The organism is Limnohabitans sp., from assembly GCF_031538885.1.
In the GTDB taxonomy this organism is placed as follows: domain Bacteria; phylum Pseudomonadota; class Gammaproteobacteria; order Burkholderiales; family Burkholderiaceae_C; genus Limnohabitans.
In genome coordinates this window covers 1-18,534 of record NZ_JAVKLW010000115.1, presented here as the reverse complement: position 1 = coordinate 18,534, position 18,534 = coordinate 1, and the positions used below count along the sequence as shown (strand labels likewise).

The window sequence follows — 18,534 nt, the reverse complement described above, 5'->3', positions numbered from 1 at the left end:
TTCTACAACCACCGCAGAATTCACTCTACATTGGGCTATGTCAGCCCGATGCAGTTTGAGAAAAGCTGGAACGCGGCACAGCTATTGAAGGCCGCATAATTGACCAGCTAAGAGGTACGTCCAACAGGGGCAGGTTCACAAGCTGAAAATGCCCCGCGCCAATGTGAGTTACCACCTGCGCCAGCTTGAAAAGTCGCTAGGCGCTGAACTCATCCGTCGCACCAGCCGCCGCATGGAGCCCACGGAGCTAGGCTGGCGGTTGTGCGAACACGGGCGAGCCATTCGCAACGAAATGGCCAGCGCTCACGAAACGCTGACCAACCTCGGCCAAGGCTTGCAAGGCCGCGTGGGCATCAGCGCGCCCAGTGGCTATGGCCACATCGTGATAACACCGTGGCTGGTGGAGTTCAAGCAACGCTACCCTGGCATGGTGCTGGATGTGGTGTTTGAAAACCGCATCGACAACTTGCGCGACGATGTAGATATCGCTATTCGTGTCTTGCCACAGCCTCCAGAAACCATGGTGGCCAAGACCATGGAAGCAGTGCGTTACTTGGCTTGTGCATCCAAAGCGTTTGCCCAGCGGCAACACCCATTCGGTATAAGCGTGCACGCTCAAGGCGTAGTGTTGAGCAAGGTTTGAATGTCTTGCGCCAACACCTTCGCACCCGAGCCATAGCGGCTATACAGACGTACATTGCCACGCGTGTCATACACATAGCTACCCGCCGAGTGGTCCACGGTGTAGCTGGTGGGCGTTTTGCCATCTACTTTTTTGTAATAGATTTTGTAGTCCTTGGCCACCACTGCCAACTGTTCTGGCGTAGGGATGAAGGCGATGAAGGTCGGGTCAAAGTTGGTCATGTAAGCCTTGAGCAACTCGGCCGTGTCACGTGTGGGGTCCACCGTCACAAAGATACCTTGCAATTTTTCCGCATCGGCACCGAGCAAGCGTTTGACTTCAGCCAACTCCATCATGGACGTGGGGCACACATCTGGACATTGTGTGTACCCAAAAAAGAGGACGACGATTTTGCCTTTGAAATCCGAGAGGCTACGATTTTGGCCGTTGTGATCGGTCGACGTGAACCCCTTGGCGTAATCGGCCCCCGTGATATCAATGGCGTTGAACTTAGGCTTATCAGGGCTACAGGCAGCCGAGGCGAGGATCACAGAAACGGAGAACAAAAATCGGCGTGTATTGAAAAACATCAAAGCTCATCTTCAAAGGTAATGGTCAATCAACAGCGCGGCAAACAGCAGGCTGAGATGGATCAAAGAAAAACGAAAGGTCTTGCGCGCCAACTCATCCGAATAGTTGCGCCACAAGGCCCATCCATAGCCACAGAATCCTACGCTCAACACCACTGCGTTGACCAAGTAGAACCAACCACTCATGCGGTAAATAAAAGGCATCAAACAAGCGGCTAACAGCACAAAGGTGTAAAGCAAGATTTGCAAACGTGTGAACTCGTTGCCATGTGTGACAGGCAACATGGGCAAGCCTGATTTGCGATAGTCTTCCACGCGGTACAGCGCCAAGGCCCAAAAGTGGGGAGGTGTCCACAAGAAGATGATGAGGAACAAAATCAAGGCCTCGGGGCTGACCTCACCCGCCATCGCGGCCCAACCCAATACGGGTGGCATGGCACCAGATGCACCACCAATCACAATGTTTTGTGGTGTGAGCGGCTTCAAGATGACGGTGTACACCACGGCATAGCCCACAAACGTCGCAAAGGTAAGCCACATGGTGAGCGGGTTCACCCACACATACAAAATCCACGACCCCACCACGCACATGAGGGTGGAAAACAGCAAGGTTTCGCGGTCACTCAACTCACCTTTGGCCGTGGGGCGCCAAGCGGTGCGCTTCATGCGCGAGTCAATGCCTTTTTCGACCAAGCAGTTAAACGTAGCTGCGGCCCCGGCCACAAACCAAATGCCCAAGCAAGCCAGCAAGCCCAACTGCACCTCGGGCCAAGATGGCACACCAGGCACAGCCAGCACCATGCCGATGAGGGCACAAAACACAATCAGTTGAATCACGCGCGGCTTGGTCAGCGCATTGAACTGCCGCCAACGTGATAACAGAGGAAACGTGAAGCTCATAAAACAGGTCTCGTCACAATCCATTCAACACCGTGCTGCGCGAAGGACGCGCGCCGGTCAACATCCACAGCAGCGCAATCACCAGCGCCGCTGCGCCACCTGTGTGCAACACGGCAGCCACCAAGGGCCAATCGAACACCACATTCGACAAACCGGTGAGCAGCTGCAACAACAAACACCCCAGCAACACATGCGCGGTCGTTTGCAAAGCCTGCACTCGACGCAGCAAAAAGCCTAAGCTCGCCAAATAAGCCAACACGCCATACGCCATCAAACGGTGCACATAGTGAATGGCGGTGAGGGATTCAAACATCAAAGACTGTCCATTCGCATCCACACCTAAATGCCGCCACAAGGTAAAGCCTTGCTCGAAATTCATCAGCGGCCACCAACTTTTTTGACACAACGGAAAGGTGTTGCACGCCAGCACCGCATAGTTGGTACTGACCCAGCCGCCCAACAAGATTTGCAGCGTCAGTAGCAACATACCCAGCCAAGTGGCCGCATACAACATGGGCGCCAGTGAAATGGATGGATGACGGTCATGGGTCAATCGATGACGCTGCACTTGTAGCGTCAGCAAGGCCAGCAGCACCAAGCCGCCCATCAAATGCAAGGTGACGATGAGCGGAAATAACTTCATAGTCACCGTCAACGCACCAAAGGCCCCTTGCACACACACCCACAGCAGTGTGACCGTGGGCCACAACACAGGGTTGTTCGCCTCTGTGCGCCAGCGGCGTACCCACGCAAATGCGGCCAAGGTCAGGATCAAGCCCCCCGCGGTCATGGCCATGTAGCGGTGAATCATTTCAATCCAAGCCTTGGTGTGTGTCACAGGCCCCGTTGGCATTTGGTTTTGCGCGATGGCAATGGCAGACTGCGCGCCCACAGGACTGGCATGACCGTAACAGCCCGGCCAATCGGGGCAACCCAAACCCGAATCCGTCAAACGGGTGAACGCACCAAACAGCACCAAATCAAAGGTGATGAACAAGGTCAGCCAAGTCAGGGCTTGCACGCGACGGCTGGTGGATGCCTTCGGGTTGCGCAACCACACCCAACACAGGGGCACCATGGCGACCAAAGCCCCCATGGTGAGCAGGTGCAAGAGAGGAGTGAGGTTGTACAGGCTGTCGGTCATGGGTTGCTCGCTTCAGCGTCCAGCTTCGTCCCATGAAGCGGCAGCGCGCAACAACCGTTCGATGTCGCGCTTGGTTTTCAAAGCGCCTTCGGTGCTGAGCTTGGCAGGAAAACGCATCATCCATTGGCCATGCGGGTCCACCAAATACAAATGGTCTTGCAACTGCTGACCTTCGGCAGGCTGCAACCATTGCGCAAGCACCTCTGGGTTCACGCGCAAGACGGTGGCTTCTTTCAAGCCAGGCAAGATGCTGCTGGTAATTTCTGCATCATCGGACACCAACCAGACCCACTCGGTACGCGCACGGTCTTTGCCCAAACCCATCAAGATTTGGCGTTGCAAATACAACTGCTGCTGGCAATCCACTTGGCAAGCACCGCCGCCCACACTGATCAACAACCACTGCCCCTTGAGCGTGGGCAATAGCACTGGCTCCCCGTCCAAGGTCTGTATTTTCGCGTCAGGCAAGGCACGCACGGGTTCAATCAAATCACCAAAGTTGCGACGACCTTCTGGTCGCACCACGTAATACGTGAAATAGGAAGCCACGACCGGAGCCGCGCATATCAGCAACACCAACAACATGCGTAAGCGCCCCATGGCGGTGCGCTTGGCATCGGCTTGCACAACCTCGGAGGGGGTGGGCAAGTCATACACCGTCATCCCTAGCGGGTGCGATGGTTTAGAACGAGGAGCGTCTGGCATGGCGATAAGGTTGAATGAGTTGGAACCAAATGTAGAGCATCAGCTGCAAGGCAGCGAGTGCGAACCACTGGAAGGCATAAGCGAGGTTTTTTTCAACCCCTGTTGTGATCTCTGGCCAATCGCGTAGCAAGCCATCCGAAGCAGCATCGGTTTGCAACACGGTTACGGCCAATGCACCACCTGTTTGCAGGGCGTAGGTTTGAAGGTCGAGATTTTGCCGAATCTTGGATGTGTCAGGCGAAGCCCCTGCCGCCTCTGCGGCTGTACCCAAGTCCATCAAGTGGGAGGGCGGCGGTGCAATGCGTCCTTGCATGTGCACCACGCCTGAAGGGGTTTGAATGGCGGGCAACAAGGTTCGGTCTTGTTGGTGGCGAGGCACCCAACCGCGCTGAATCAAGACACGGGTGGAAGCATCCAACTGCAAAGGCGTGAGTACCCAAAACCCAGCACGTCCGTTCATAGGGCGATTATCCAAATACACCGTGTGCTGGGGGAGCCACTGCCCCACCAAGTCCACACGCTGGTGCAACTGTACAAAGTGTGATGGATCTTTCAACAGCACGTCCGTGTTCAACACAGGCGCCGCCATCTGCGCCACGATGGCCGCATGACGCGCCTCTTTCTCTGCCGCACGCGAGAGCTGCCAACCCCCCAAGCGTACGGTCACCGCGACACCAATTAGCATAGCCAGTGTCACCCATGCAAAAGCACTGGTACGTGAGATAGAGATAATGAGACCCATGAAATTCATTGTTGCATTTGCGTTCTTAGCCATTCTCGCCAGCTTGGGCTCTGCCTTGGTCTTCATGATGCGCAATGGGCGCAGTGGTTCAACTAAACCAGGCCTGATGGTGAAAGCTTTAGGACTTCGTGTCGGTATCTCGGTTGTTTTATTTGTTTGTATTTTGATTGGCTGGCACTTGGGCTACATACAACCTACTGGTATCGCAGCAGGACAGTAAGGCCTATCCAAGTAAGTGTGCCCATGCTTAGCGCGTCTCCAAAAAACAAAGGCCGCACATGCGGCCTTTGTTTTTTGGAGGTAGGTGACTTACATCCAGTACACCAAGATGTACAAGCCCAACCACACCACGTCCACAAAGTGCCAATACCAAGCAGCACCTTCGAAACCGAAGTGCTTGTCTGCTGTGAAATGGCCTTTTTGCAACCGCAGGGTAATGACCAACAACATCAACATGCCCAAGAACACGTGGAAGCCGTGAAAGCCTGTGAGCATGAAGAAGGTCGAGCCATATACACCTGAGCTGATCTTGAGGTTCATCTCGCTGTAGGCATGGGCGTACTCATAGCCCTGCACAAACAAGAACACCACACCCAACAGCACCGTGAGCCACATGAACTTGATGGTGGTGTCACGCTTGTTTTCAATCAAGGCATGGTGTGCGATGGTCAAGGTCACACCCGACGTCAACAGCAAGGCGGTGTTGATGGTGGGCAACCAAAACGGCGTCATGGTTTGAAACGGCTCAATGATGCCGGCAGGCGACGCGGTCATCCCCGCAGCCGCACTCGGCCATACGGCTTTGAAGTCAGGCCACAACAACGCGTTGTCTAAGCTGCCCAGCATCGGCACAGAGTGCGCACGTGCCCACCACAAAGCCGAGAAAAATGCGCCGAAGAACATCACCTCAGAGAAGATGAACCAGCTCATGCTCCAGCGGTATGACAAATCAACTTTGTGACCGTATTGCCCGCCCTCGCTCTCGGCGATGGCATCCCCAAACCATTGGTAGAGCACACCCAACCAGAAGGCCAAGCCAAAGAACAAGCTGTACTTACCCCACTCTGCCCCATTGACCCACTGGCCTGCGCCAAGAATCACAAAAAATAAACCCAACGCCGCCATCGCGGGATGGCGCGACGCATGAGGTACGTAGTAATAAGGCGTTGAGCCGTGTGAGGTGCTACTCATATCCACTCCTTCTTTATTTCGCGACGACCAGATTGACCAAAACGATCAAGCCGATCACAAACAACAAACCTGCCAACAAGCCCACGCCCAGCACATGCAAGGGTGTGATCTTGTCAATATCCTCTTGAAATTCGCTACTTTTGCGAATTCCTAAAAATGACCATGCCACGGCTTTGACAGCGCGAATGAGCGAAATCTTGTTGCTCATACGCCCATTCCTGATTTGTGCGGCACATCCAGCGCAGCCGTCGGTGCGGCTGGCGTTTTAGAGCCCACTTCAAAGAAGGTGTATGACAAAGTAATGGTGGTCACGTCTTTGGCCAATTTAGGGTCAATCACAAACACCACAGGCCACTGCTTTTTTTCGCCGGGGGCCAAGGTGTATTGGTTAAAACAGAAACATTCCAGCTTGTTGAAATGCGCCGCCGCTTGGCGTGGTGCATAGCTAGGAATGGCTTGGGCTGACATGATGCGGTCTTGCACGTTTTCAAATTCGTACATCACCGTCATCATCTCGCCTGGATGCACTTGCATGGAGCTCTGTGCGGGCTTGAACTTCCAAGGGCCACGCGCATTGGCATCGAATTCGACAGTGATGGTGCGGCTCACATCGACTTGTGTGTTTTCCACTCTCGACCGAGCCGAACCTGAACCTGGCATCTCACGCTCGCCCAAGGCCAAGATGTTGATGCCCGTGAATTCGCAAATCGCTTTGTACATCGGCACCAAGGCATAACCGAACGCGAACATACCCGCCGCCACAACGACGAGCTTCTTGAACATGATCAGGTTATGACGAGGTGAAGCCATGATCTTCAGCGATTCAACCACATGATTTTGACAAAGAAGCCCACAAAAAACACGACCGCGACAGAGGCCAAGATCAGGCCCAAGCGAAGGTTGTTTTTACGTTGCTCTGTATTCATGCCCATCAGCCGATCACACGCGTTGCAGTTGCGTCCAACTTAGGTGGCGTCTCAAAGGTGTGGAAAGGCGCAGGTGAAGGCACCTCCCATTCCAAACCTTCAGCAGCTTCCCAAGGCTTGGCAGAAGCCTTCTCGCCGTGACCGCGCATCGCTGGCAGCACCACGAACAAGAAGAAATACACCTGCGCAAATCCGAAGAAAAATGCACCAATCGAGGCCACCGCATTGAAGTCTGCGAACTGCATGGGGTAATCCGCATAGCGGCGTGGCATACCAGCCAAGCCCAAAAAGTGCATGGGGAAGAAGGTGACGTTGAAAGAAATCAGGGTCCACCAGAAGTGAATCTGGCCACGCGTTTCGTTGTACATCACACCGGTCCACTTGGGGCACCAGTAGTAAAAGCCAGCGAACATGGCAAACAAAGAACCCGCCACCAACACATAGTGGAAGTGCGCCACCACGTAATAGGTGTCTTGCACTTGCGTATCAATCGGGGCCATCGACAAGATGAGGCCCGTGAACCCGCCCATGGTGAAGACGAAGATAAAGCCCACCGCAAACAGCATCGGGGTTTCAAATGTCATGGAGCCGCGCCACATGGTGGCAATCCAGTTGAACACCTTCACGCCCGTGGGCACGGAGATCAACATCGTGGCGTACATGAAGAACAGCTGGCCTGTCACGGGCATGCCCGTGGCATACATGTGATGCGCCCACACGATGAACGACAAAATCGCAATCGATGACGTGGCATACACCATGGAGGCGTAACCGAACAACCTTTTACGTGCAAACGCCGGCACGATGTGGCTGATGATGCCGAAAGCTGGCAAGATCATGATGTACACCTCAGGGTGACCAAAGAACCAGAAGATGTGCTGGTACATGATCGGGTCACCACCGCCAGCGGGGTTGAAGAAGGTCGTGCCAAAGTGACGGTCTGTCAGCGTCATCGTGATCGCGCCAGCCAACACAGGCATCACCGCAATCAGCAAGTAAGCCGTAATCAACCAAGTCCACACAAACATCGGCATCTTCATCAAGGTCATGCCAGGGGCGCGCATATTGAGAATAGTCACGATGATGTTGATCGAGCCCATGATGGATGACGCGCCCAACAGATGCATGGCAAAGATACCCGCATCCATGGAGGGGCCCATTTGCAAGGTCAGCGGTGCATACAAAGTCCAGCCCGCAGCAGGTGCGCCACCGGGCATGAAAAATGAGCTCACCAAGGTGACAGCCGCAGGAATCATCAACCAGAAACTGAAGTTGTTCATGCGGGCAAAGGCCATGTCTGACGCGCCGATTTGCAAAGGAATCATCCAGTTCGCAAAACCGACGAAGGCCGGCATGATGGCGCCGAACACCATGATCAAACCGTGCATGGTCGTGAGCTGGTTGAACAACTCAGGATTGACCAATTGCAAACCGGGTTGGAACAACTCGGCGCGAATCAGCAGCGCCAAGACGCCGCCCACCATCAGCATGGCGAACGCGAACAACAGGTACAAGGTACCAATGTCTTTGTGGTTGGTGGCAAACACCCAGCGGCGCCATCCGTGGGGTGCGCCGTGGTGGTCATCGTGACCGTGGCCGTGGGAATCGAGTACTGCGCTCATGATGTTTTCCTTCTAAACGCTAGCTTTAACGGGCGGCCTTGACATCGGCAGGCTGAACCAGCTGGCCGGTCTTGTTTGACCAATTGTTTTTTGTGAAGCTGATGACGGCCGCAATATCGGTGTCACTCAACTGTTTCCAGCCTGGCATGGCCAAGTTGTTTTGACCATTCAACAAGACTTTGATTTGCTTGTTTTTGTCTGCATCCAACACCACGGCAGCGCCGTCGAGTGGCTTGATGGGGCCAGCCCCCTTGCCGTTGGGCTGATGGCAAGCCGCACAGTTGGCGGCGTACACCTTCTCACCGCGCTTGGTGATATCAGCCAACGTCCACACCCTGGATGGGTCGTCTTGTTTGGCCGCCATTTTCTTTTGCTGATCCGCCACCCATGCGGTGTAGTCAGCAGCGCTGAGTACCTTCACATGAATCGGCATGTAAGCATGCTCTTTGCCACACAACTCTTGGCATTGGCCGTGGTAGTCGCCTACGCTCTCTGCACGGAACCATGTGTCGCGCACAAAGCCGGGAATCGCATCTTGCTTCACACCCAGCGAAGGCACCGCAAATGCATGAATCACATCATTGGCCGTGGTGATGATGCGCACCTTCTTGTTGACGGGGACCACCAAGGGGTTGTCGACCTTCAGCAAGTAGTCATCAATGTCAACACCCTTTGCGCCGTTGTTAGACATGACACGTTGCTCATTGTCCAGCGTCGAGATAAACGCAATGCCTTCGCCCTGACCTTTGATGTAGTCATAGCCCCACTTCCACTGGTAACCCGTGGCTTTGATGGTGAGGTCTGCGTTGGAGGTGTCCTTTTGGGCCACCACCGCTTTGGTTGCAGGCAAGGCCATCAAGATCACGATGATGAAGGGAATGACCGTCCAAGCGATTTCGACTTTCACCGACTCGTGGAAACTGGCCGATTTGTGCCCCACCGACTTACGGTGCTTCCAAATGGAATAGAACATCACGCCAAACACCGCCAAGAAAATCACGGTACAGATGATCAGCATGAACCAGTGCAGCCAACCCTGCTCCTGGGCAATTTTGGTCGCGCCAGGTTGGAGGTTCAGTTGCCAAACAGCTGGGCCGCCTGGCAAATCATTCACCGCCCAAGCAGCTGTGCTCGCCCATGCGGCGAGGAACAACACACCTGAAGTCAACTTTTGGAAAAGATTGTTCTTCATCACTTTGATTGCCTTAATGTTTTTTGTCTTCAGGACTAGATACAAACCCGCTAAACACTGACCTAACTCAAATGTTTTTTAAGCGTGCTTGCGTTAAAAACTTACAGAGAAAATCATACAGAGCGATCATTGCGGGTTTTCCCTAATATTATTCGCATCGCTTGTAGGGCAATAGCACTGTGCGCTTGAACTTTCAGACGCGGCAAGGGTTTCAGTGCATGGCCGTAAATCACCTCTACCGTCAGCGTCAAACGCCCATCGTGTTGTGGCTTGGCCAAGGTCAACAAGGCATTTTTCAGCTGAGCCAACCACTGCTTACCCCGCAAACCCACAAAGCGTTCACAATGCAGGTTGCGGCCTAGGACACGAAATTCAGCTAACAGGTCATCCGCATTCGCATAGGTCAAAGTGATGCGTTCCATGTCCATCACAGGCTCGGCAAAACCCGCTTGCACCAGCATGTCGCCCCAGTCGTGCATATCGGTGAAGGCGTGACAGGCAGGCGGCCAACCTTGGCGTTGATAAACCTCCGCCAACTCACGCAACGTGTCCGGTCCGAGACACGAGAACATCAAAAAGCCATCGACAGCCAACAGTTGGTGCCATTTCTGCAACAAAGCCTCGGGGTCGTCACTGGTGTGCAACGCCATATTCGCCCACAACATGTCTGAACTGCCTGCGGCGGGTGCGTGAAACCTCAGCAAATGGGGCTGCATCCAGCGCCGCCACCAAGGGGACTGCAAAGTTTGACGGGCCCGTTGTTCACGCGCCGGCGTGGTCTCCACCACGTGACAGGACGCCTGCGGATAGCGCGCACGTAGCTTGCCGTGTGTTTGCAAACCCCCACTCAGGGGCGCCCAATCCACCCACGATGTGGGCTGCAAGCGAATCCACTGCAAGCGGTCCTCCATACGACGCCCCACCTCCTCATTCAGCCAAGGGGATTGCGCATGTGGCCAAGCCGCCCAACGGGCACAGGCAACGGGGTCTAAGGTGGGGGGGCGCTCGGCGCGAGGCGATTCAGACATGGCCACCATTATCGACACCACGTCTTTCGTAAACAGTGCGCCGCACTTCAACCCAGCCCCCCGTGATGTCTTTCCAATGCAAGACATGTTGCGCTGGCCCAGTCTCTGTCATATCTGCCGCAGCTGGCCCAGCCAGCCTTTGTGTGCGTCCTGCGTGGACCGCTTTGCCCAACCCACCTCGCGCTGCCCCGCCTGCGCACTCACGCTAGGCCGTACCCGCCACAGCACCAGCGCCTCGCTGACCAGCCATTGCCAACATTGCGTCCAACACCCGAGCCCCCTAGACGCGTGCGTGGCTGCCGTGAGCTATACCTTCCCGTGGGCAGGATGCATTGCCCGTTTCAAATTTCAAGCCGACCCCAGTCTCGCCCGTGCGCTCGCCCACCTCATGCGTCACGCCCCGTGGATGGAGCCTGCACTCGATGCGACCCACATCGTCGTGCCAATGCCACTCACGCCACAGCGCCTGCGCGAACGTGGCTTCAACCAAGCACTAGAGCTAGCCCGCCACTTGGCCCCACACAAAACCCACGCCCACACCCTGCTACGCCGTGGCGACAGCGCCCCCCAAGTTGGCGCGTCACGCCAAGAGCGCTTTGACCGTGTACGCGATGCGTTTTGGGTCGCGCCAGAGCGTGTGTCTGTCGTGCGTGGTCAGCGCATGGTGTTGGTAGACGATGTGATGACCACGGGCGCCTCCATGCATGCAGCGGCACGCGCATTGCGTGCCGCCGGAGCCGTGCACATCACGGGTGTGGTCTTGGCCCGCACAGAAGAACACGAAGCGCATCACTAAGGAGCATCTGCATAACTCCCTTGTAAACCCTGACAGCGTGAACGCCATGGAAGGCATTAAGGACACATGAAACCAACCAGCCCATCATCAACGCCTCTAGCAATGCGCGCCTGGCCACGGCTGGCCCAGGCGATGCGCTGGCTGGGTTGATCGCTGCATATCTTGCGCAGAACGGGTATGTGTTTGCTGCCAAGCGGTGTACTCGCACGGGCATGTGGCTGATCTGTGGCCCACAAAGAGCTCAGCACTCGATGCCGCATGGCTCGTGGCGTCGGTGCGTTGAGGCGCGACGCCGCTTTATTTGCGCGAGCGGCTTCGCTTGGCACTAGGTTTTTTATCGCCTGACTTACGAGAAGCACCCGCCGCCGCTTTGGGCTCACCTCGCCCTGTTTTGCCACTCATTTTGGTGAACGCTTTTTTCACCGCAGTTTTGAAGTTTTGTATGGGCGAGCCATGCGTATCCTTCGCGCCGCGTAGTAGCAGCTCATCGGTTTCACGCACCAAGCGGAAATCGATCTTGCGACCGTCCAAGTCAACACGGCTGACTTGAATGCGCACACGCGAGCCAATGCCATAACGAATGCCCGTGCGTTCACCGCGCAACTCTTGACGCATTTCATCAAAGCGGAAGTATTCACCGCCAAGCTCGGTGATGTGCACCAAGCCTTCCACATACATGGAATCTAGGGTGACGAACAGGCCAAAGCTGGTCGCTGCTGTGACCACACCGCCGTACTCCTCACCCAAATGCTCGCGCATGTATTTGCATTTGAGCCAAGCTTCGACATCACGGCTTGCCTCATCAGCGCGACGTTCGTTGGCGCTGCAATGCAAACCTGCGGCTTCCCACGCTTGGCTGTCAGGCGTAGATTCGAATTTTTCGGCCAATTTTTTCTCTGGCGCACGCACACGTGAGGCCAGGCGACGCGCCAATTTGGCGTGCGCCTCCCCCGGTGTAGGCATTGCTGGCAATTGGTATTTGCGCTTCAACAAAATAGCTTTGATGACACGGTGTACCAATAAGTCGGGGTAACGACGAATCGGGCTGGTGAAGTGGGTATAAGCCTCGAACGCCAAGCCGAAGTGTCCGTTGTTGTCTGGCGTGTACACCGCTTGCGACATGGAGCGCAGCAACATCGAATGAATTTGCTGGGCATCCGGACGTTCTTTGGTCGCTTCTGCAATCGCTTGAAATTCAGATGGCCTGGGGTTATCCCCCACTGTCATGCCAACGCCCGTCGCTTTGAGGTACCCGCGCAGCAAGTCAATCTTCTCGGGCGTTGGGCCTTCATGCACACGAAACAAGCCTGGATGCTTGCTTTGCAAGATGAAGTCAGCACTACACACGTTGGCGGCCAGCATGGCCTCTTCAATCAACTTGTGCGCATCGTTGCGAACGCGTGGCACGATCTTCTCGATACGACCACTTTCATCACACACGATTTGTGTCTCGGTGGTTTCAAAGTCAACCGCACCACGCACACGTCGTGCCTTAAGCAAGGCACCATACACATCGTGCAAGTTCAACAAATCATCGATGCGTTCTTTACGCTTAGTGGCCTCTGGTCCACGCGTGTTCGACAAAATGGCTGCCACTTCGGTGTAGGTAAAGCGTGCATGACTGAACATGACGGCAGGATAAAACTGATAGGCCTCGACATCGCCAGAGGCACTGACCAGCATGTCGCACACCATGCACAAGCGCTCGACATCGGGGTTCAAGGAACACAGTCCGTTTGACAACTTCTCGGGCAGCATGGGAATCACGCGGCGTGGAAAGTAAACGCTGGTAGCGCGGTCATACGCATCCACATCAATGGCGCTGTCAGTTTCTACATAGTTGCTCACATCCGCAATGGCAACCAATAAGCGCCAGCCTTTGCCCTTGCCCACTTTGGCCGGTTCGCAATACACAGCATCGTCAAAGTCGCGGGCGTCTTCACCATCAATGGTGACCAAGGGCACATCGGTCAAGTCAACGCGGTCTTTTTTATCTTGCGCACGAACTTTGTCTGGTAAGCCACGCGCCATACCCAAACAAGCGTCAGAGAACTCATGTGGGACGCCGTATTTTCGAACCGCAATTTCGATTTCCATGCCAGGGTCATCGACCTCACCGAGCACTTCTTTGATGCGGCCTACAGGTTGCCCATACAGACTCGGGGGTTCGGTCAACTCAACCACCACCACTTGCCCCACCAGAGCATTAGCAGTGGCGCCTTTGTTAATCAACACATCTTGGCCATAGCGCTTGTCTTCTGGCGCAACTAACCACACGCCGCTTTCTTGCAGTAAACGTCCAATAATGGGTTGTTTGGAACGCTCCAAAATTTCAACCACGCGCCCTTCTGGGCGTCCCTTGCGGTCGAGACGCACAACGCGGGCTTTGACACGATCACGGTGCAACACCGCGCGCATTTCATTAGGTGGCAAAAAGATATCTGGAGCACCATCATCTCTTTGCACAAAACCATGACCATCACGGTGACCCGAGACAATGCCGACAAACTCTTCCAGTAAACCACTGGTGTGTGTGGAATTTTTGATACAATACCCTTCTTTCCTGATGTGCCCAGGTGGCGGAATTGGTAGACGCACTAGTTTCAGGTACTAGCGAGTAACATCGTGGGGGTTCGAGTCCCTTCCTGGGCACCAATATAAGTTAAATAAAAGCCACCTTTGGGGTGGCTTTTATTTTGAGTGAATTTAAATCGGTAATGCGACAAGGTCATGGCCTTCTGTCGCCACCACTTTGGCGCGGGTGAACTCACCCACCTTCAATACTTTGCTTAGTTTTTCTGGCGGCAGCAACCTCACCACGCCATCAATCTCTGGCGCATCCGCGTAGCTACGACCTACGCCACCTTTGCGCCCACCCGCTGGCGCTGAGTCCACCAACACCTGTAGGGTCGAGCCAATGCGGCGCTTGAGTTTGACAATCGACACCTCTTCTGCCACGGCCATGAAACGCGCTTGACGCTCTTCGCGCACCGCTTGCGACAACATGCCTGGAATGTCATTGGCTGCTGCACCGTCCACTGGGCTGTAGGCAAAGCAACCCGCACGATCAATCTCGGCTTCGCGCACGAAGTTGAGCAAATGCTCAAACTCTTCTTCTGTCTCACCAGGAAAACCGGCAATGAAGGTGCTGCGAATCACGATTTGCGGGCACAGCTCGCGCCAGCGGGCAATACGCTCTAAGTTTTTTTCGCCACTGGCTGGACGCTTCATGCGCTTCAACACATCGGGGTGACTGTGCTGGAATGGCACATCCAAATACGGCAATATATGACCCGTGGCCATCAACGGGATGATGTCATCCACACTGGGGTATGGGTACACATAGTGCAAACGGACCCAAGCGCCATAAGTTTGCGCCAACTTGGCCAAAGCTTGCGCCAGCTCTAAGGTGCGCGTCTTGGTGGGTTGTCCATCGAAGAAACCTGTGACGTATTTGACATCCACGCCATACGCGGACGTATCTTGACTGATGACCAAGAGTTCTTTAACGCCACCTTCAAACAACGCACGCGCTTCTTTGAGTACATCGCCAACGGGGCGACTGACCAAATCACCACGCATGGACGGGATGATGCAAAACGTGCAACGGTGGTTGCAGCCTTCGCTGATTTTTAAATACGCATAGTGCTTGGGTGTGAGCTTGACACCCGCTTCACCAAAACTGTTGGGCACCAAGTCAATGAAGGGGTCGTGCGGCTTGGGTAAATGCGTATGCACCGCATCCATCACCTCTTGCGTGGCGTGCGGGCCTGTAACGGCCAATACGCTGGGGTGCATTTGCATGACGAGGTTTGAGCCACCTTCGCCTTGACGTGCACCTAAACAACCTGTGACGATAACCTTGCCGTTTTCAGCCAAGGCCTCCCCAATAGTGTCAAGGCTCTCTTTGACTGCATCATCAATGAAGCCGCAGGTGTTGACGATGACGATATCTGCGCCCGCAAAAGTTTGGGATGTTTGATAGCCCTCGGCGTTGAGTTGCGTCAAGATCAATTCAGAGTCGGTCAGCGCCTTGGGGCAACCCAAGCTCACGAAACCAACTTTAGGTATGGTTATTTCTGTCATTTACGCTTCAGCCCCATCAAATCCATCATGCGCTCGGTTTGTTTTTGCAATTGTTCCGCATAGCTGCTCACCAGTGTCGGCACGATGGGCGTCTGTGGCACGTTATCCATGAACGTTTGCACGTTCTTTTCTAGGTAAAAGCCCATGAAACCCTGCATCGAATGCCCATAAAAGCGAATGATATTGGCCAAGACTGGCTCTGTCAGGATAGGCGCACCGTCCGACTCGTGTTCCAAGATGATTTGTAACAAGATGCTACGCGTCAAATCTTCGCCCGACTTGGCATCGACTACCCGAAATGGGGCGTGCGTCATCACCAGTTGCTTGATATCAGACAAGGCCACATAGCTGGATGACGTAGTGTCATACAAGCGGCGATTGGGGTACTTCTTGATCACGCGGTCCTGTGTGCCATCTGAAGTGTTTGATTTTTTGCTGCTCATTGAAGTCAGCTCCCGTTGAAAAAGAAAAGCCCAGTACTGTTCAAACAGTGCTGGGCTTGGCGGGGAACAATATGGTAGGCGCGATTGGAATCGAACCAACGACCCCCACCATGTCAAGGTGGTGCTCTAACCAACTGAGCTACGCGCCTACATTGTTCAAAGAAAAAATTATAGCAGAGTTCAACGACGCTTCGCAGTGCGCACACCGCGCACCTCTTTGACCAAACTTAAAACCTTTTGAAGACGACGCGAATCCCCCACTTCAACGGTGAAGGTCATCCATGCCAAGTCCTTCACCGACTGCGTTTGCACACCAATCACGTTCATTTTTTCTTTGGCAAAGACTTCTGAAATATCACGCAGCAATCCTTGACGATCCAAGGCTTCGATATTCACATCCACTGGATAGACCAAGGCTTTAGCCGAAACCGACTGCCCCCAATCCACCTCAATCACACGGTCCGCACTGCGCAAGGCAATTTGCTTGAAATTGCCGCAATCCGCGCGGTGAATGCTGACGCCCTTGCCGCGTGTGACAAAGCCACGAATCTCATCGGGTGGCGCAGGCTTGCAGCATTTACTCAACTGCGTGAGTAATGAATCAATACCCACGACCAACACCCCGCTCTTGGATGCTTTGTCACTGGGACGGGACTTCTTCAAGCGCACATAGTCGTCCGCGTCCATCACCGTGGCGGGCGGATTCAGCAGCGTTTCAATGTTGCGCAAAGAAAACTCATCTTTACCCACCACCGCAAACAGCGCCTCAGCTGATTTAAAGCCGAGTTGCGAAGCCAAGTCGTCGAGTTTGATCGCCGTCCTCCCTTCACGCTGCAAGAGCTTTTCGACCGCCTCGCGGCCTTTGGCTGCTGTTTCTTGCATAGCTTGGGCATTGAACCAAGCCCGCACCTTGGCGCGCGCACGAGAACTGGCTAAGAAACCTAACTCAGGATTGAGCCAATCACGCGATGGCCCACCTTCTTTGATAGCGGTCACCTCTACCGTCTGACCATTTCTCAACTGCGTGTTAAGGGGCACCATCGCACCATCGACACGCGCACCACGGCAACGATGACCAAGGTTGGTATGCAAGGTGTAGGCAAAATCAATCGGCGTGCCCCCTTGGGGCAACTCCACCACCGCAGCGTCTGGCGTCAACACATAAATACGGTCACTTAATGCATCCGTGGTAGCTTGGCTTTGCGCATCTACAGACAGCTCGCGCTCCCAAGCCAACAACTGACGCAACACCGCAATCTTGGCGTCGTAATCGCCAGAAGCACTCACCCCTGCATAGCCCTTGGTACCAGCTTCTTTGTAAGCCCAATGTGCAGCCACGCCGTGTTCGGCATGTTCATGCATTTCATGTGTGCGAATTTGAATTTCAATCGGACGCCCTTGCGCATCCCGCACCACCGTGTGCAGCGATTGGTAGCCATTCGATTTGGGCTTGGCAATGTAGTCGTCAAATTCGGAGTCAATCGGTGTGAACTTGGTATGAACGAGGCTCAGTGCGGCATAGCAGTCAGGCACCGAGGCAACCACCACACGCAACGCACGCACATCAAACACGCGTGAGAAATCCAGCGACTTACCACGCATTTTTTTCACAATGCTGTAGATGTGCTTGGGTCGCCCCGCCACTTGCACGGTGACCCCTTGAGCTTGGAGCTCCGTTTCCAACCCATCACGCAACGCCAGCATGTAGTTCTCACGCTCTATGCGTTTTTCATCCAGTAACTTGGCGATTTCGCGATAGGTCTCTGGTTCGAGGAAGCGAAAAGACAAGTCTTCCATCTCCCATTTGATTTGCCAAATGCCCAAACGATTGGCCAAGGGCGCGAACACATACAAAGACTCATAGGCCAAGCTGTGCGGCACAGGCTGCTTGCTAGCGGCGTAGTAGCGCAAGGTTTGTAAACGCGAGGCCAAGCGCAACAACACCACGCGCAAATCACGTGAGAACGCCAGCAGCATCTTGCGCACGTTCTCGGTTTGCACGGCGGCCAGTTGCGACTCTGCGGCTACCGCACGCGCTTGGCGTTGCACGCGAATCAAACGCGTACTCTCTAAAGCCAGCTCGGCATAACTCGCGCCAAAGGCTTTGGCAATCACTTCTTCTGGCTTTTGAAGATGTTCGGCTGCATAAACCAAGTAACACGCAGCTTGCATGGCTTCGGAGCCACCAATTTGATGCAGGATGGCCACCGTCGCATCCGCATGGCTCAACGCATCTTCCCCCGTGTCCAGTGTCGCCCCCGTCAACAAGGGCAAGGCAAACGCCCGCGCACGCGTCAACGCCTCAGGTTGATCTGGCAGGTCTTGCAATGACGCACTTAGCAATGAAGCACGTACCGTTTCTCCGTTATGTTTCATGTAAGCCACTGAGCCGCATAATGTCTATAGGTGGCGGATTCAAGGACGAAGTGCAACACGCTTTAACGAGGCATGGAATACCTCGTGAGGTGTCTTGAATCCTAGTCGCTTTCTGGGGCGGTGATTCAATCGGTTTTCAATCATAGTCAATTCCTCATCCGTCACGGTTTC

19 protein-coding genes, 2 tRNA genes and 1 pseudogene are annotated in these 18,534 nt (G+C 54.5%); 5 read left to right on the top strand and 17 right to left on the bottom strand.

What is annotated here, in order from left to right:
• Together RMS03_RS11710 and RMS03_RS09335 are read left to right on the top strand one after the other, a co-directional pair.
• On the top strand, positions 1–99 hold a 99-nt coding region (locus RMS03_RS11710; protein ID WP_405023472.1), incomplete at its 5' end, for an IS3 family transposase.
• Positions 100–139: 40 nt separating this feature from the next.
• Positions 140–586 (top strand): annotated as a pseudogene (locus RMS03_RS09335) (LysR family transcriptional regulator); the annotation flags it as partial.
• A gap of 29 nt (positions 587–615) precedes the next feature.
• On the opposite strand, the gene RMS03_RS09330 reads toward RMS03_RS09335, so the two are convergent.
• Genes RMS03_RS09330 through RMS03_RS09310 form a run of 5 tightly spaced genes read right to left on the bottom strand, consistent with a single transcriptional unit; the run spans position 616 to position 4,703 of the window.
• Positions 616–1,212 carry an SCO family protein gene (locus RMS03_RS09330; RefSeq protein ID WP_310626799.1) on the bottom strand — a complete coding sequence of 199 codons (597 nt, stop codon included), beginning with the start codon at positions 1,210–1,212 and terminating at the stop codon, positions 616–618.
• A gap of 12 nt (positions 1,213–1,224) precedes the next feature.
• Positions 1,225–2,112, bottom strand: a complete 888-nt coding sequence (gene cyoE, locus RMS03_RS09325) for a heme o synthase (RefSeq protein WP_310626798.1) — start codon at positions 2,110–2,112, stop codon at positions 1,225–1,227.
• Positions 2,113–2,125: 13 nt separating this feature from the next.
• Positions 2,126–3,256 carry a COX15/CtaA family protein gene (locus tag RMS03_RS09320; protein WP_310626797.1) on the bottom strand — a complete coding sequence of 377 codons (1,131 nt, stop codon included), beginning with the start codon at positions 3,254–3,256 and terminating at the stop codon, positions 2,126–2,128.
• A gap of 12 nt (positions 3,257–3,268) precedes the next feature.
• Positions 3,269–3,961: a hypothetical protein gene (locus RMS03_RS09315; RefSeq protein WP_310626796.1), complete on the bottom strand. Its 693-nt coding sequence runs from the start codon at positions 3,959–3,961 to the stop codon at positions 3,269–3,271.
• Entirely contained in the window at positions 3,939–4,703 is a 765-nt protein-coding gene (locus tag RMS03_RS09310; RefSeq protein ID WP_310626795.1) for an SURF1 family protein, read from the bottom strand. Before RMS03_RS09310 ends, RMS03_RS09315 begins: the two co-directional genes overlap by 23 nt.
• Here RMS03_RS09310 and RMS03_RS09305 point away from each other — a divergent pair.
• Positions 4,702–4,923 carry a twin transmembrane helix small protein gene (locus RMS03_RS09305; protein WP_310626794.1) on the top strand — a complete coding sequence of 74 codons (222 nt, stop codon included), beginning with the start codon at positions 4,702–4,704 and terminating at the stop codon, positions 4,921–4,923. The genes RMS03_RS09310 and RMS03_RS09305 overlap by 2 nt on opposite strands.
• An 89-nt stretch (positions 4,924–5,012) precedes the next feature.
• Here the strand turns inward: RMS03_RS09305 and RMS03_RS09300 are convergent, their stop codons facing one another.
• The 7 genes from RMS03_RS09300 to RMS03_RS09270 all read right to left on the bottom strand — a co-directional run bounded on the left by RMS03_RS09300 (position 5,013) and on the right by RMS03_RS09270 (position 10,662).
• Complete coding sequence (locus tag RMS03_RS09300; RefSeq protein WP_310626793.1) at positions 5,013–5,894, bottom strand: cytochrome c oxidase subunit 3; 882 nt, start codon at positions 5,892–5,894, stop codon at positions 5,013–5,015.
• 13 nt (positions 5,895–5,907) lie between these two features.
• Positions 5,908–6,102 (bottom strand): DUF2970 domain-containing protein, encoded by a 195-nt coding sequence (locus RMS03_RS09295; protein WP_310626792.1) that lies wholly within the window; start codon positions 6,100–6,102, stop codon positions 5,908–5,910.
• Positions 6,099–6,704, bottom strand: coding sequence for a cytochrome c oxidase assembly protein (locus tag RMS03_RS09290; RefSeq protein WP_310626791.1), 606 nt, complete (start codon positions 6,702–6,704; stop codon positions 6,099–6,101). Before RMS03_RS09290 ends, RMS03_RS09295 begins: the two co-directional genes overlap by 4 nt.
• A gap of 5 nt (positions 6,705–6,709) precedes the next feature.
• Positions 6,710–6,820, bottom strand: coding sequence for a cytochrome oxidase small assembly protein (locus RMS03_RS09285; protein ID WP_310626790.1), 111 nt, complete (start codon positions 6,818–6,820; stop codon positions 6,710–6,712).
• Between the two features lie 5 nt (positions 6,821–6,825).
• Positions 6,826–8,442: a cytochrome c oxidase subunit I gene (ctaD, locus tag RMS03_RS09280; RefSeq protein WP_310626789.1), complete on the bottom strand. Its 1,617-nt coding sequence runs from the start codon at positions 8,440–8,442 to the stop codon at positions 6,826–6,828.
• Positions 8,443–8,467: 25 nt separating this feature from the next.
• Positions 8,468–9,634: a cytochrome c oxidase subunit II gene (gene coxB, locus RMS03_RS09275; RefSeq protein WP_310626788.1), complete on the bottom strand. Its 1,167-nt coding sequence runs from the start codon at positions 9,632–9,634 to the stop codon at positions 8,468–8,470.
• A 113-nt stretch (positions 9,635–9,747) separates the two neighbouring features.
• Positions 9,748–10,662 (bottom strand): methyltransferase domain-containing protein, encoded by a 915-nt coding sequence (locus RMS03_RS09270; protein WP_310626787.1) that lies wholly within the window; start codon positions 10,660–10,662, stop codon positions 9,748–9,750.
• On the opposite strand from RMS03_RS09270, the gene RMS03_RS09265 reads away from it, so the two are divergent.
• Complete coding sequence (locus RMS03_RS09265; protein ID WP_310626786.1) at positions 10,661–11,458, top strand: phosphoribosyltransferase family protein; 798 nt, start codon at positions 10,661–10,663, stop codon at positions 11,456–11,458. The genes RMS03_RS09270 and RMS03_RS09265 overlap by 2 nt on opposite strands.
• Positions 11,459–11,755: 297 nt before the next feature.
• Here RMS03_RS09265 and rnr read toward each other — a convergent pair whose 3' ends face one another.
• A complete protein-coding gene (gene rnr, locus RMS03_RS09260) occupies positions 11,756–14,005 on the bottom strand; it encodes a ribonuclease R (RefSeq protein WP_310626800.1) in 2,250 nt (749 codons plus the stop codon).
• A 23-nt stretch (positions 14,006–14,028) separates the two neighbouring features.
• Between rnr and RMS03_RS09255 the strand changes: the two genes are divergently transcribed.
• Positions 14,029–14,113, top strand: a tRNA-Leu gene (locus RMS03_RS09255).
• Between the two features lie 51 nt (positions 14,114–14,164).
• Here RMS03_RS09255 and rimO read toward each other — a convergent pair.
• The 4 genes from rimO to RMS03_RS09235 all read right to left on the bottom strand — a co-directional run bounded on the left by rimO (position 14,165) and on the right by RMS03_RS09235 (position 18,363).
• Entirely contained in the window at positions 14,165–15,544 is a 1,380-nt protein-coding gene (gene rimO / locus RMS03_RS09250) for a 30S ribosomal protein S12 methylthiotransferase RimO (protein WP_310626785.1), read from the bottom strand.
• The gene (phaR, locus tag RMS03_RS09245) at positions 15,541–15,987 is read right to left on the bottom strand and encodes a polyhydroxyalkanoate synthesis repressor PhaR (RefSeq protein WP_310626784.1); all 447 of its coding nucleotides are present in this window, start codon (positions 15,985–15,987) and stop codon (positions 15,541–15,543) included. Before phaR ends, rimO begins: the two co-directional genes overlap by 4 nt.
• Before the next feature lie 72 nt (positions 15,988–16,059).
• Positions 16,060–16,136 (bottom strand) — tRNA-Val (locus RMS03_RS09240).
• A gap of 31 nt (positions 16,137–16,167) precedes the next feature.
• On the bottom strand, positions 16,168–18,363 hold the full coding sequence (locus RMS03_RS09235) for a bifunctional (p)ppGpp synthetase/guanosine-3',5'-bis(diphosphate) 3'-pyrophosphohydrolase (RefSeq protein WP_310626783.1): 2,196 nt from the start codon (positions 18,361–18,363) through the stop codon (positions 16,168–16,170).
• Between the last annotated feature and the right edge of the window lie 171 nt (positions 18,364–18,534).